Here is a 13494-nt window from a genome sequence, read left to right as displayed (position 1 = left end):
GTCCGTATTCTTGGTGACGCGGGGTGGAGCAGCCCGGTAGCTCGTCAGGCTCATAACCTGAAGGCCGCAGGTTCAAATCCTGCCCCCGCAACCAATCTTTACAACACATCCCAAAAAAGCCCAACCGCGGGGCTTTTTGCGTTCCGGGCGCAGGAAACGCAGCCTCTCCCATCAGTTCTTCAAGGACCACCGTCTGTTCGAGGAAGTCCGGGTTCTTCTTGCCGCAGGCGAACCTCAGGGAAGAACCGAGAGCCCCTGCCTGTGAAAAGCGAACGACCGCCGGTTCTCATTCGGCAGTGGGAACCTGCCCAAGCTCTGATCGTTTACGCCTCTCCATGGGAACTGGCAGGAGACGGCGCGAGTGCAGAACCCGAGCAGCACCTGGTATGAAGAGGCGGTGATCTACTGCATCGACGTCGAAAAGTTCGCCGACGGAAATGGCGACGGCATCGGAGACTTTATCGGCCTGACCAAAAAGCTGACCTATCTTTCGGAACTCGGTATCACCTGTATCTGGCTTTTGCCGTTCTACCGAAGTCCCGACCGTGACAATGGCTACGATGTCAGCGACTTCTATTCCGTCAATCCCAAGGTCGGGACGCTCGACGACTTTCTGACATTCCTGCACAGCGCGGGAGAACACGGCATTCGCGTCGTGATCGACCTGGTGGTCAACCACACGTCCGATCAGCATCCGTGGTTTCAGGCGGCGCGACGGGACGACGAGACGCGCTACCGGGACTATTATGTCTGGAGCGCCGATCCCCCGCCGGTCGCCGCGGGCGCCAGATCGATCTTTCCCGGTGAAGTGGACAGCCTCTGGACCTATGACGAGATTGCCAGGGCTTATTACTTCCATCATTTCTACGACTTTCAGCCGGAACTGAATGCCGCCAATCCCCAGGTCCGTGAAGAGATATTAAGGATCGTCGACTACTGGATCGCCTTCGGGGTCAGCGGCTTCCGACTGGATGCGGCCCCGCTCATCATTGCGAACAAGGGGCTCGAACATGCCAATCCCCGCGATCCGCATGGCATCCTAAAGCAGATTGGGTCCTATCTGCAGAGCCGCCGGCCGGGTGGCGTGCTTCTTGGCGAAGTAAATCTTCCGCCGGAAGCGTCAAACGCCTTTTTCGGAGAGGGTGATCAGCTCCAGCTTCTGCTCAATTTCATGCTGGCCTGTTATCTGTTTGCCGGTTTTGCCAAGGAGGAAGCCTCTGTGATCAATCGGGGACTGAGCCTTCTTCCCGAACCGCCGCCCGGATGCGGCTGGGTGAATTTCCTTCGAAATCTCGACGAACTCGATTTCTCTCGCGTGCCGCCGGATCTGAAGCAGTCGGTGTTCGAGGTCTTCGCTCCGAAGAAAGAGATGGAGGTCTTCGGACGCGGCATCCGCCGTCGCGTGGCACCCATGCTGAACGGCGATCAGCGTCGGATCGAGCTGGCTTTCAGCATTGTCTTTTCCCTGAGGGGGCCGCCGTTGATCGTTTACGGCGACGAAATCGGTATCGGAGAGGATCTTTCCCAGCCGGGGCGGAACTCGGTGCGGGTGCCGATGCAGTGGTCTTCACAGAAGAACGGGGGGTTCTCCAGCGCCAATCCCAGGATGCTGGTTCAGCCGGTTGTGAACGACGGGCCCTTCTCCTACAGGAAGGCCAATGTTGCCGATCAACAGGAAGCCCCCAATTCGCTGCTGAACAGGATCAAAAGATTTATCGCGCTTCGCCGAAGTCAGCCCATTTTTACAAAGGGGCGGCCAGTAAGGTTGAGTGCGACTGACCCTGCCGTCCTGGTGCACGGTTTCGAAGATGCAGGCGACCTGTTGTTGCTTGTCCACAATCTGGCGGGCCGACGGATCGGGACCGACATCAATTTCGGCGGAATGCAACCGAAGCGTTTTCGCGACCTGATAGACGAAGTCGAATTCGATGTGGGAAAGGATCCCCGTCTGGAACTCGAACCCTATGCCTACCGCTGGCTGATTTCCAAGGGCAACGGATCATGACACTGATCGGCTATCACGCCTCCCACGAGCAGTTTCCGCCGAGCGAGCTCCTGGGCCATGTACAAGCCGCAGAGGCGGCAGGCTTCGACGCGGTCATGTCCTCCGACCATCTCACCCCCTGGAGCGAGCGACAAGGGCAATCGGGCTTTGCATGGGCTTGGCTTGGGGCGGCGCTGAAGGCGACGCAAGCCATCCCATTTGGAATCATCACGGTACCGTCGGGCTGGCGCTATCATCCTGTCATCACGGCGCAGGCGGCTGCGACCGTCGCGGAGATGTTTCCGGGGCGGTTGCCCTGGATGGCCGTCGGCAGCGGCCAGGCAATGAACGAGCATGTCACCGGCGAACGCTGGCCTTCGAAGCGGGAACGGAACGAACGGTTAGAGGCAGCGGTGGGAATAATCCGTGACCTGTGGTCGGGCCAACTCGTCAGCCGGGAAGGACCGATCAGGGTAGACGAGGCGCGCATTCATACTCTTCCTCAGGAATTGCCCCGCCTTGTCGCCGGTGCGCTGTCGCCGAAGACGGCAGAATGGGCGGGAAGCTGGGCCGACGCACTGATTACCATCAATCAGCCGCGGGAAAGCCTCCGGGAGATAATTCAAGCCTTTCGGCGCGGCGGTGGAGAAGGCAAGCCTCTCTACCTGCAGGTCCATGTCTCCTTTGCAAGCTCCGATCATGAGGCTCGCGCGAACGCTTTTGATCAGTGGCGCAGCAATGCCGTGACAACAGCTGTTTCGGAAACGCTGCGTTTGCCGGAGGAATTCGATCAAGCTTGCGCCAAGGTGCGGCCGGAGGACATGGATCATCATGTCCGCATCTCGGCGGATCCGGCGCGACACGTGGAATGGCTGGAAGGGGACGTGGCAATGGGTTTTGAGGAAATCTACGTCCACAACGTGGGCCGCAATCAGCGTGAATTTATCGACGTCTTTGGGCGGGAGGTCCTGCCGCGGTTCAAGGATGGGGGCCGAAAGGTTCCGCAATAACCCTTTTGAGAACTGTTGTGTTTCCGGATCGCGGCCGACGCGCACCCGACCTGCAAACCGTTACGAGGCTCGTTCGAGGAGCCTCGTAAGTTGTTTCCTTCGGGCGGGTCAGGAAAGCCGATCAGACTTTTGCGCTCATCCCGGCTTCCTTGAGCGAGGCAAACTTGATCGTCACGCTCCTGAGATTATCGTCCAGCCATTTGGCCATGGCGATTTCCTCGTCCAGATTGGCTTTCAGAGCGGCGACAGATCCGGGAAAACCGCCGAGTTCGGCTATCGTCATAAGGGATTTGTAGGCGGCGATTTCGAAGTTCTCGAAGGCGAAGTTCGCGAGGGAGTTTTTGATGATCTCGTCGCCGGCAATGCTGTGGCCCATCGCTGCCATGCTGCCGGTGAAGGAGAGCGCCATGTCCTTCAAGGTAGAATGATCTTCGGATAGGCTGCTCAGGATCTCCTCAAGTCTGGCGATCTGCCCTTCGGTCTCGCGGATATGCTGCTCGAGCCGCGATGCCACGTCGGGATAGTTTTCGATCCGCGAGACCTGCGGCTTCATAATCGACAGCGCCTGATTTTCCATGGCGTGCGCATTCTTGAGACCGGTCACGAAGATGGAACGGGTTTCGGATGAATCCTTCATTGCATTTCCTCTTTGGTTGCCAGCGGGACTAACCAGGGAGGATGGTGATCGTTCCAGAATCCGCTTACGGGCAGCCGGAACATCCGGCATCGCGACAGGTTAGGCTATTCACCAGGAGGACCAGCAATGACAGATCCGAAAGACAAAGATCCGGCAGAAGGCTCCCGCAAGACCATCGAAAACGAACTCAAACGGCAGAAACCGACCGGCGAGAAATCCAACCCGCCCAATGAAGAACAATCTCGGAGTTCAACTTGAGCCGGCGCACTATCGATCAATGATGCAGGCGATCGGTCATAAACCAAGGCAGATGCCGAAACGACGGAGGCCTTCCGCGTGTTGTTGAGAAATCAGCGTTCCGCTTATGCGTGTCGGGCGGCCAGGACGTGGCGGCGTGCGGCGACAAAGGCCGTCACCTCCGACTGAGGCATGGCTTTGCCGAAGAGATAGCCTTGGCCTATGTCACATCCCTGGCCGAGGAAATAGGCCAGCTGGGCGTTTTCCTCGATTCCCTCCACCGTCGTCTTGAGATTGAGGCTGCGGCTCAGCCCAAGGATGGCATCGATGATCTTGGCGTTCTTGTCGTTGTTGGAGCAGGCGGCAACGAAACTTTTGTCGATCTTGATTTTGTCGAATTTGAAGCGGGCAAGCTGGGAGAGGCTGGAATAGCCCGTTCCGAAATCGTCGAGCGCCACCTGGATCCCGGCGGCGTGAAGATGGTCGATGGTCGACGCGGCGAGATCAGGGTCTCCCATGAGAGCATTTTCCGTAATCTCGATTTCCAGCCGCGACGCCGCTAGGCCGGTGTCCTGAAGAATATGGAGAATCCGCTGCGCCAACAGCCTGTCTTCCATCTGGACGGGTGAGACATTAAACGAAAGCGTTGCGGCTTCCGACCAGAGCTGGGCATCGCGGCATGCCCGCGACAGCAGTTGCTCGAACAGCACGGTTATCAGCCCAGTTTCTTCCGCTACCGTGATAAACTGCTGGGGGGGAATGAAAGCCCCTTCGTTGTTGCGCCACCGCGCAAGCGCTTCGAAGCCGCACAAGGCGCCGGTCCGCAGGTCAATCAAGGGTTGATAGAACGGCTCTATCTTGCCCTCGTCGATGGCTCGGCGGAGCTCGCCTTCCAGCTTCGCTCGTTCCGCGACCTTTTCCTGCATTTCCGGCTGAAACAGCGCATACTGATTGTGCCCCCGGCTTTTTGCCTCATAAAGGGCAATATCCGAGCGGTGGCAGACCTCCTCGAGCGAGCGGCCGTGATCGGGCAGCCTCGCATATCCGACGCTTGCACCGACCTCGGTCGACAATGTGCCGATCCGCACAGGCCGGGAGACCGAATGGATCAGCAGTTGCGCGACAAGTTCTTCCCTCTCTGGCGGCAGGTCGCGGGCGACGGCGACGAACTCGTCGCCGCCGAAGCGGAAGACGCATTCGTGTTCTGCAAGTGCACAGATCCGTCGCGAAACCTCTTTAAGAAGAATATCGCCGCCTTGGTGGCCGAGCAGATCATTGACCTTCTTGAAGCCATCGAGATCGATGGAGAACACGGTTGCGGTTTGCGAAGCCGTCTCTTCCACCGCTCCGCGAAGGTCGGATACTACGAGGCGGTCGAACGCATAGCGGTTGGGGAGCTTGGTGAGGTGATCGTGAGTAGCGATGCGGTCGGCTTCGTCGAACGCCTTGCGGCGGTTCGCCATCTCGTCGCGCATGTCTAGAATGCGCAGGGCCGAATAGGCGAAGCTGGCGATGCCCGCCACAATCAGGGTGACGATGATGAGATGGGCCTTCCCTGCGCTGACCGCCTGGACAAGCGCCAGTATCTTTTCGCGAAAAATCAGGCAGACAAGCCAGAAAAACAGGCCGAAGGCGGAGATCTGAATCAGCTGCCTGCCGGCCCTAGTCTTCAGGAAATCTCTCATAACACTCCTCCGTACGCCCGGAGTATTATCAGGCGACACTAAAGGATGCGTTACTGATACGCTGCAACTCTTGGAGTCCGGCAGGCTCGGGCGCAAACGTGAGATGCGTCAAGCGGTTCGCAGATTGCAATCCTGTCGAAACGTGCCCAATCGGCCGGCCTTGTCTAGTGCGTCCCTGCGACCGCTGCTTTGGTCGGGTCAGTTTCGGCGGACCAGCTCGCGAGAAGATCGGCAAGTCTCGCCCTGTCTTCGGCATCGAGCCTGGGTAGGCCGGGGAGACGCACCTCGCCGACCGGCGTTCCCAGGATGCTCACTGCCTCCTTGACGACTGTGACATTGGCGCCGTTTCGATATTTGGCGCGCATGCGCTCGAAAGGCTCGATGAGATCGATGATCCGGCGCGCCTCGCCAAAGGCGCCTCTCTCGAGAGCCGCGTGAATGGCGAGCGAAAACTGCGGTGCGACATTGACGAGGCCGGATGTGAAGCCGCGGGCGCCTGCGGCTGTGAAGGCGGGAGCCCAGCTTTCGGCGAGTCCGCAGACGAAAAGTGCATGGCTTGAATCGGCGGCTGCAACAGACCGCGAGAGGAGGAGAATGTCGGTCGTGGCGAACTTCACGCCCGCGATGTTCGGATGGCTCGCGAGCCGCAGCATGTCGTCGAGGCCGAAACCTTCCGCCCGTACATAGGCCACCAGCGGCAGCGGAGACGCTTCCGCCAGCCGCCGGAAATAATCTATCTGTGCCGCCGGTGCTGCGAACGGATCGACCGGTTGATGAGACATGACCGCTGAAGCGCCGATATCCCTGGCCGTTTTCGCCATGGCGATTGCCTCGCGGAGCGAACGGCCGACAGCCGCAGTCACTGGCGCCTTGCCATCGACGCCGGCAACTGCGGCCTCGACAACGCGGCTGATCTCTTCTGGGGCCAAGGCATAAAATTCGCCGGTATTGCCCGCTGCCACGATGTTGTGGATGCCCGCCGCGGCGACCCGCGCGTAGATCGCGCGGGTGGTGCTGATATCGACCTCGCCATCGTCTCCGTACGCAGTAACAGGCACGCCGGAGATGCCGGTGAGGACGTTGCGGAATTCTCGAATGTTCATGGTTTTCCCTCTCCAGATGGGGAGATGATGGATCAGATCGCGAAGCGATGCACCGGCGTGCCGCGCATCCCGGTTTCGAAGGCGAATATCGTACCGTTTTCGAAGGTGCCGTTGTTGTCGGTGGAAAGCGTCGTCACGTAGATCGTGTCGAGGTTCGGTCCACCGAAACAGGGCATGGTGGGTGATTTCGCCGGTATTTTGTAAATTTCGACCACATCGCCTTCCGGCGAGAGCCGGTTGACGCCGCCCGACAATACGCCGGCGATCCAATAGAAGCCGTCCGCATCCATCGCCGCCCCATCCGGACGGCCTTCCTCCGGAGTGAAATCGTGCAGTCGCCTGGGTGCGCTGGTAACGCCCAAAGCCAGATCGAAATCGAAGATCTGGGCAAAGAGACCGCTGCTGTCGGAATGATACATCGTTCGGCCATCCGGGCTCCAGGCGAGGCCGTTGGAGGTCAATAGGCTATTTGCAATCGTCGAAAAGCTGCCGTCGGGCATAACCCGGTAAAGACGGCCATTCCCGGTCTGCGGCACCGCCTCGTCGCGGGTGCCGACCCAGAAGCAGCCGTCGGGGCCGATCTTCCCGTCATTCAACCGGCTGTCGGGGCGTCCGCCATCGGGATTGCAGAGCAGTTTCATCGCGCCCGTTTTCGGATTCAGCAGATGAACGCCGTTCTCCAGGGCCACGGCGATATCGTCCCCTTCGCAAAGCGCCAGGCAACCGATCTTGAAAGGCATGTCGAAACGGTCGAGACGCCCGTTGGCCCGCAGGCAGAGTGCCGCGGGGGCAAGAATATCGACGAACCAGAGGTCGCCGGTCCTGTCGTCCCAGGTGGGAGACTCTCCGACCCGCAAGGGCAGGTCTATGACCCGCCTCACCTGAGGGGTGATGATCTTGGTTTTGCTCACAGCGCCACCTCCAGGCATGCCACCAGCCCATTTCTGTCACGCGTTCGTATCGTCCCGTCATGCTCGGGCACGCAAAAACCGCCGCCCTGAAAGACGCCTTCGACCGCGTTTTCCGTCCGGCGGCTTTCAATCCGTAGATGGTCGAGCGCCCTGTCCTGCGGCCGGTAACCCAGGCGCTTGGCAACTTCGTCTCGCCACCAGCCGGCATCGCTGCGCGACATGCCGTAGACGACCGCAGCGGCAATATCCGGATGGGTCAGGCCAATCTTCACGAGTTGCCACAGATCGCGGGCGCTGATCCAGATTGCAGCTGATCGCTCGCTGTTGGGATAGAGCGCCGCATTGCCGATCCGGATAGAGAGAGTTCGGATGCCCGCGGTGTCGTAATAGAGGCCGGCAACGAGCTCTCCCCAGCATTTCGACAGGCCGTAACGGCTGTCCGGGCGGGCCGGATCGAGCGGCGTGACGGGATCGGTGCGGGGATAAAAGCCGGTCGCGTGGTTGCTCGACGCGAAGACCACCCGGCCAATGCCGTTTTCCCGTGCCGCCTGATAGAGATTATAGGTGCCGAGCACGTTGCTGCGCAGGATGTCGCCGATGGCCGCCTCCCGCGGAATCCCGCCGAGATGGATGATGCCGTCCATATCCTTCAAAGCTGCCACCATCGCGTCGCGATCGGCCAGATCGGCAGCAAAGAAGCTTTCATTCGGAGCGAGCTCCTTCGGCGGCCGGAGGTCAATAAGCCTCACATGCTCGAATTCAGGGCGGAGAAAAGCCCTGAGCTGCGAGGCGATGTGGCCTGAGCCGCCCGTCATTGCGATCCGTTGCAAAACATCCTCCTCCGTGCGCCTCCCCGCGCCGCGGCCCGTTGCAGCCTCTATCCTCCCACGCCCTGGAACATGCGGGCGCGTGCGTTCAGGATGTGCGTCTTCATCGCGTCGTGTGCTTCCACTTCGTTTCGGGCCAGGATGGCCTCCACGATTGCCGTATGCTCGTCCTGGACGTTGCGGACATGCAGTGGAGTTCGTTTCAGGCTGAGACTGCGCGTGACGGACATGCCGATGGCGAAATGCGGCTTGAACCATTCCCTCACGATGGTGTGGAACTGATTGCCGGTCGCCATCGCGATCGCGTCATGCAGCGCCTGGTCCTCTTCCGCTCCAAGCTCACCGACCTCGAGACAATGTTCGAGCGCCTTCAACGCTGCGGTGATGCGGATCTTGTCGTGAGGCTGCCAGTTGCGGGCCGCCAGTTCCGCGGCCTCCGCCTCCAGGCCGGCCCGGAACTCGAAGAACCGCTGCACATCCGCAAGTGATCCGACGGGAACCTGTTTGAGAACCGACGAGTCTGGTCTCTGGCGTACATAGGAGCCCGATCCCTTCCGCGAGACTATCAGCTGGTCCGCCCTTAGTCGCTCCAAAGCCTCGCGTACGACAGGTCTCGATGCACCGAGGAGGATGGCCAGATTTGGCTCCGATGGCAGCCGTTCGTTGACGGGAAAGCGGCCGTCGGCGATCATTCCCACGATCTTCTCGTAGATGATGTCGCTGAAACGAGGTTCAGCTTTCGCCGCCGCTATCACGTCTGGCTGCTCCATCAACGTCCCTTCTCACGTCTCCAATCGCGGAATTCGGCTTCGGCTTCGGGGCCGGGCGGATAGAGACCGAAAATGCCTCGTCCCGCCTTTACGCGGTCCTCCACAAAATCCTCGAAAACCGTCTGCTCGAAAGCCTCGTCGGCGATCTCTTGCGCCATGTCCGCCGGAATGACAACCACGCCCTCGTCGTCTCCGACGATGATATCTCCGGGATAGACGGGCACGTCGCCGCAGCCGATCGGCTGATTGATATCCAGTGCGTGGTGGCGGATGAGATTGGTGGGAGCAGAAGGTGCGGAATGATAGGCGGCAAACGGCAGTTTCGCGATGTCGGGTGTGTCGCGGAAGCCGCCGTCGGTCACGACGCCTGCGACGCCGCGCATGTGGAGCCGGGTCACCAAGATACCGCCGGCGGAAGCGGCTGACGGGTCCTTTCGGCTATCCATCACGAGAACATGGCCGGGCGGACATTCTTCTATCGCACGTCGCTGCGGATGGGCGCGGTCGGCAAAGACGCCGATAGTGTCGATATCCTCCCGAGCCGGAATGTACCGCAAGGTGAAAGCCGGCCCCACCAGCCGCGGAGCGTCCGGGTTGATCTTGTGAACGCCGCGAATGAATACGTTTCGAAGTCCGCGTTTCAACAGCACGGTCGTCAACGTGGCCGTCGAAACGGCCTTCAGCTTCTCGAGCGCTTCCTCGGTGAACGTCATTCCTGTCTTCCTATCGGACCTGGTCTTTTGCCGTACAGCTATGCAATCTGTAAAAATCTGTCAATACTTGTAATCATCTGAAAAGCGGCTTATGGTCCGAGGCGATCGGATGGAGGTCCGAGGCGTTGCGGCTGGGAGGCCGCTCGGGCGGGACGGCCCGAGGAGAAGCTCGGTATGGATTGGGAGGAGATCAGATGCACGACGACAATTTCATTTCTGCCGGTGTGACCCGCCGGACATTCCTGGCAGGCGTGGGTGGAGCTGTTGCTCTTTCCGTTGCCGGCACCGGCGCAAAGGCGGCAACCGGAAAAGAAGCGCCGCAACTGGCAGCGCTCGTAAAGGACGGCAAGCTGCCGCCGCTGGCCGAGCGCCTGCCGCAGAACCCGCTGGTGATAAAGCCGTTCGAGAAGATCGGCACCTACGGCGGCACGTTGCGGCGCGGTCTGCGCGGCTCATCCGACCACAATGGCATCCTGCGCATGGTCGGCAACCAGGGGCTCGTGCGCTGGAACATGGATTTCACCCAGGTCCTGCCCAATCTTGCCGAGAAATGGGAGGTCAGTGCTGACGCAACCCAGTTCACGTTCCATCTGCTGAAGGGTGCTAAGTGGTCCGATGGCCACCCCTTCACCGCCGATGATGTCGTCTTCGCCATTGAGGATGTGGTCAAAAACAAGGAGCTCTACAGCGCGACGCCGGCCCAGATTTCCGTTGCCGGCAAGCCGGTCACCGTCGAAAAGGTTGACGACTATACCGTCAAGTTCACTTTCGCCGCCGCGAACGCGCTCTATCTGGAAAACCTGGCTACCCCTCTTGGGCAGCATCCGACGCTCTTTGCCAAGCACTACTGCAGCAAGTTCCTGCCGAAATACAATCCGAACCTCGACGCCGACGTGAAGGCGGCGGGCGTATCGAGCTGGACGGAGCTTTTCCGCGCCAAATGCGGCGACATCGAAATTCCGTCGCGCTGGGGTAACGTCGACAAGCCGACGCTCGACCCCTGGATCGTCAAAGAAGCCTATTCCGGCGGCGCCACGCGGGTGCTCATGGTCCGCAATCCCTACTTCTGGCAGGTCGACACCGAGGGCAATCAGCTTCCTTATGTCGACGAGATCAACTTCGGCATTTCGCAGGACGTCGAGTCGCTGATGCTGAACGTCATCTCCGGCAAGATCGACATACAGGAGCGCCATATCAGCACGCTCGCCAACAAGCCTACTCTGTCGCAGAACATGCAGAAAGGCGACTACCGGCTACTGCAGCTCGTCCCGTCCGCGGCGCAGCAGTGCCAGCTCTACCTGAACATGACCCACAAGGACCCGGCGATGCGAAAGATGTTCGCTGACAAGTCCTTCCGTCAGGCTCTCTCGATCGGCATCAACCGGCAGGAGATCATCGACATCATCTATTTCGGCCAGAGCGAAGGTTATCAGACCGGCCCGCGCCCTGGGCATCCCTGGCATCACGAGAAGCTGGGGCGGCAGTTTACGGAATACGATCCCGACAAGGCCAATGCCATGCTGGACAAGGCTGGCTTCGACAAGAAGAACGGCAGCGGCATTCGGTTGCGCCCGGACGGTCAGCCTGTCTTCTTCGCGGTCGACGTTATTCCGACGCTCTACCCGGACCTGGTCGACGTGCTGGAGCTTGTGAAGGCCCATTGGGCGCAAATCGGCATTGACATGAAGGTCAATACCATCGAGCGGGCGCTCTACTACACCCGCGGCGACGACAATGCCCATGACGCGCAGGTCTGGCCAGGTCCCGGCGGCCTCGACCCGATGCTTGACCCGCGTGATTACTTTGCCTTCCATCCGCAGGGTTCGCGTTACGCAATTCCGTGGACGCTCTGGTATACGTCCAACGGCCAGAAGGGCGAGGAACCTCCGGAAAGCCAGAAGAAGCGCATGAAGCTTTTCGACGAGGCGCGGTCAACGGCCGATCTCGACAAGCGCGGCGCGATCATGAAGCAGATCTTCGACCTCGCGGCGGAAGATTTCGAGACCATCGGCGTCTGCCTTGCGGTCGGCGGCTTCGGCGTCATTCGCAACAACCTGCGCAATGTGCCGGAAAAGCAGCCCGATAGCTGGTCATGGCCAAATCCCGGTCCTGCCCTCCCGCAGCAGTTCACCTTCACGAGCTGATTTGCCTCGTCGGTGCCGCCGACTCGCTGCGGCGGCACTTTCTCCCAGTCCCGTTGCAAGACCTTGGGCGAGCCTTACGGTTCGCAGCGGCGCGTCATGCAACCCGAATTGCGAGCATTTCCATGCTGAAATTCATCGTCAAACGACTCTTCTGGATGATCCCATCACTGTTCGCGGTGAGTTTTCTCGCCTTCGTGCTGATCCAGCTCCCGCCGGGCGACTTCGTCACCACCTATATTGCCACCCTCGCGTCGTCCAACGAGGTGGTCGACCAGAACACCGCCGCACAGCTGCGTGAGCGTTTCGGCCTCGATCAGCCGATGCTGGTACAGTATCTCAAGTGGGTCTGGGGCATTGTCACGCATGGCGATTTCGGCATCTCGTTTGAATGGCAGCAGCCGGTCTCGGGACTGATCTGGGAGCGCATGGCGCTTACGCTCGTGCTTGCTCTCGCAAGCCTGATCGCCACCTGGGCTCTCGCCTTGCCGATCGGCGTCTATTCCGCCGTCAAAAAATATTCGATCGGTGACTATGCTTTCACGGCCTTCACCTTTTTCGGACTCTCCATCCCATCCTTCCTGCTGGCGCTGGTGTTGATGTATGTCGCCGCGGTCGAGTTCGGGCAGGATGTCGGGGGCCTTTTCTCCTCGCAATACGAGACTGCGCCATGGAGCATCGGCAAGATGTACGACCTGCTGACGCATTTGTGGCTGCCGGTGGCGATCCTGGCCGTGTCCTCGACCGCCAGCCTCATCCGCGTGATGCGCGCCAACATGCTGGATGAGCTGCCGAAGCCCTACGTGACAACCGCACGCGCGAAGGGCCTCTCGGAATTCCGGCTACTGGTGAAATATCCGCTCCGGATCGCGCTTAACCCGTTCATCTCGACCATTGCCTGGCTTCTGCCGAACCTCATTTCCGGCTCAGTGGTCGTGGCGATCGTGCTCAACCTGCCGACGGCGGCGCCGCTGCTGCTGCAGTCGCTGATGGCGCAGGACATGTATCTCGCCGGTGCCTTCGTGCTCCTGATCTGTGCGCTCACGCTGATTGGCTCCCTCATCAGCGACATCCTGCTGGCGCTGGTCGATCCGCGCATTCGGCTGGAATAGGAGGCTGCTGAAATGGTCGACGTCTCAATAGCCAACCTTCGTCCCGAGCGCGCCGCAGTCGCCTCGCAATGGCAGCTCATCTGGTGGGCGTTCAAGCGGCACAGGCTTGCGATGGCCGCTCTGTTCGTGACGCTGGCTTTATATATCGTGGCCCTTGTTCCCGGTTTCTTCGCCATAAACGATCCCACCGTCCAGAATGCGCGGGCGACATTTCATCCACCGCAGCGGATCCACCTTATCGACAATTCCAACGGCTTCGAATTCGGTCTGCATTATTTCCCGCTGAAGCTCACCCGTGATCCGGAAACGCTGGCCGCCATCTATGTGGAAGATACGGCAAAAAAGATACCGATCGCGTTCTTTG

At 60.0% G+C, this 13494-nt stretch carries 12 protein-coding genes, 1 tRNA gene and 1 pseudogene; 7 read left to right on the top strand and 7 right to left on the bottom strand.

The features are described 5' to 3' along the window. The first annotated feature begins 17 nt into the window (after window positions 1-17). The 3 genes from EDE05_RS26490 (at window position 18) to EDE05_RS26480 (ending at window position 2994) form a co-directional block, all read left to right on the top strand. Window positions 18-94: transfer RNA gene (locus EDE05_RS26490), tRNA-Met, on the top strand. Between the two features lie 267 nt (window positions 95-361). Then, window positions 362-2005, top strand: a complete 1644-nt coding sequence (locus tag EDE05_RS26485) for an alpha-amylase family protein (RefSeq protein ID WP_105374812.1) — start codon at window positions 362-364, stop codon at window positions 2003-2005. Then, window positions 2002-2994, top strand: coding sequence for a TIGR03885 family FMN-dependent LLM class oxidoreductase (locus EDE05_RS26480; RefSeq protein WP_105374811.1), 993 nt, complete (start codon window positions 2002-2004; stop codon window positions 2992-2994). Before EDE05_RS26485 ends, EDE05_RS26480 begins: the two co-directional genes overlap by 4 nt. A 121-nt stretch (window positions 2995-3115) precedes the next feature. On the opposite strand, the gene EDE05_RS26475 is transcribed toward EDE05_RS26480, so the two are convergent. Beyond that, complete coding sequence (locus EDE05_RS26475) at window positions 3116-3631, bottom strand: ferritin-like domain-containing protein (RefSeq protein WP_132413386.1); 516 nt, start codon at window positions 3629-3631, stop codon at window positions 3116-3118. 126 nt (window positions 3632-3757) lie between these two features. Here EDE05_RS26475 and EDE05_RS27475 point away from each other — a divergent pair, with 126 nt between their 5' ends. Beyond that, window positions 3758-3889, top strand: a complete 132-nt coding sequence (locus EDE05_RS27475) for a hypothetical protein (protein ID WP_280952552.1) — start codon at window positions 3758-3760, stop codon at window positions 3887-3889. A 104-nt stretch (window positions 3890-3993) separates the two neighbouring features. Here the strand turns inward: EDE05_RS27475 and EDE05_RS26470 are convergent, their stop codons facing one another. The 6 genes from EDE05_RS26470 to EDE05_RS26445 form a co-directional block, all read right to left on the bottom strand. Beyond that, the gene (locus tag EDE05_RS26470) at window positions 3994-5553 is read right to left on the bottom strand and encodes an EAL domain-containing protein (protein ID WP_132413384.1); all 1560 of its coding nucleotides are present in this window, start codon (window positions 5551-5553) and stop codon (window positions 3994-3996) included. Window positions 5554-5717: 164 nt separating this feature from the next. Then, window positions 5718-6656, bottom strand: a complete 939-nt coding sequence (locus EDE05_RS26465; RefSeq protein ID WP_105374808.1) for a dihydrodipicolinate synthase family protein — start codon at window positions 6654-6656, stop codon at window positions 5718-5720. A gap of 32 nt (window positions 6657-6688) precedes the next feature. After that, complete coding sequence (locus tag EDE05_RS26460) at window positions 6689-7567, bottom strand: SMP-30/gluconolactonase/LRE family protein (RefSeq protein WP_134103305.1); 879 nt, start codon at window positions 7565-7567, stop codon at window positions 6689-6691. Continuing rightward, window positions 7564-8397, bottom strand: coding sequence for an NAD(P)-dependent oxidoreductase (locus tag EDE05_RS26455; protein ID WP_132413382.1), 834 nt, complete (start codon window positions 8395-8397; stop codon window positions 7564-7566). Before EDE05_RS26455 ends, EDE05_RS26460 begins: the two co-directional genes overlap by 4 nt. Window positions 8398-8444: 47 nt before the next feature. After that, window positions 8445-9164: a FadR/GntR family transcriptional regulator gene (locus tag EDE05_RS26450; protein ID WP_105374805.1), complete on the bottom strand. Its 720-nt coding sequence runs from the start codon at window positions 9162-9164 to the stop codon at window positions 8445-8447. Next, window positions 9164-9877, bottom strand: a complete 714-nt coding sequence (locus tag EDE05_RS26445) for a ribonuclease activity regulator RraA (RefSeq protein ID WP_105374804.1) — start codon at window positions 9875-9877, stop codon at window positions 9164-9166. Before EDE05_RS26445 ends, EDE05_RS26450 begins: the two co-directional genes overlap by 1 nt. Before the next feature lie 194 nt (window positions 9878-10071). Between EDE05_RS26445 and EDE05_RS26440 the strand changes: the two genes are divergently transcribed. The 3 genes and pseudogenes from EDE05_RS26440 to EDE05_RS26430 form a co-directional block, all read left to right on the top strand. Then, window positions 10072-12021, top strand: a complete 1950-nt coding sequence (locus tag EDE05_RS26440; RefSeq protein WP_105374803.1) for an ABC transporter substrate-binding protein — start codon at window positions 10072-10074, stop codon at window positions 12019-12021. A gap of 122 nt (window positions 12022-12143) precedes the next feature. Continuing rightward, window positions 12144-13130 carry an ABC transporter permease gene (locus EDE05_RS26435; RefSeq protein WP_105374802.1) on the top strand — a complete coding sequence of 329 codons (987 nt, stop codon included), beginning with the start codon at window positions 12144-12146 and terminating at the stop codon, window positions 13128-13130. A 12-nt stretch (window positions 13131-13142) separates the two neighbouring features. Continuing rightward, window positions 13143-13494, top strand: a pseudogene (locus EDE05_RS26430) (ABC transporter permease); the annotation flags it as partial.

The sequence above is a fragment of the Neorhizobium sp. R1-B genome, from assembly GCF_004368875.1.
GTDB classification, from domain to species: domain Bacteria; phylum Pseudomonadota; class Alphaproteobacteria; order Rhizobiales; family Rhizobiaceae; genus Neorhizobium; species Neorhizobium huautlense.
Note: the sequence above shows the minus strand (reverse complement) of the source record. Positions and strands in the feature narration are given on the sequence as shown.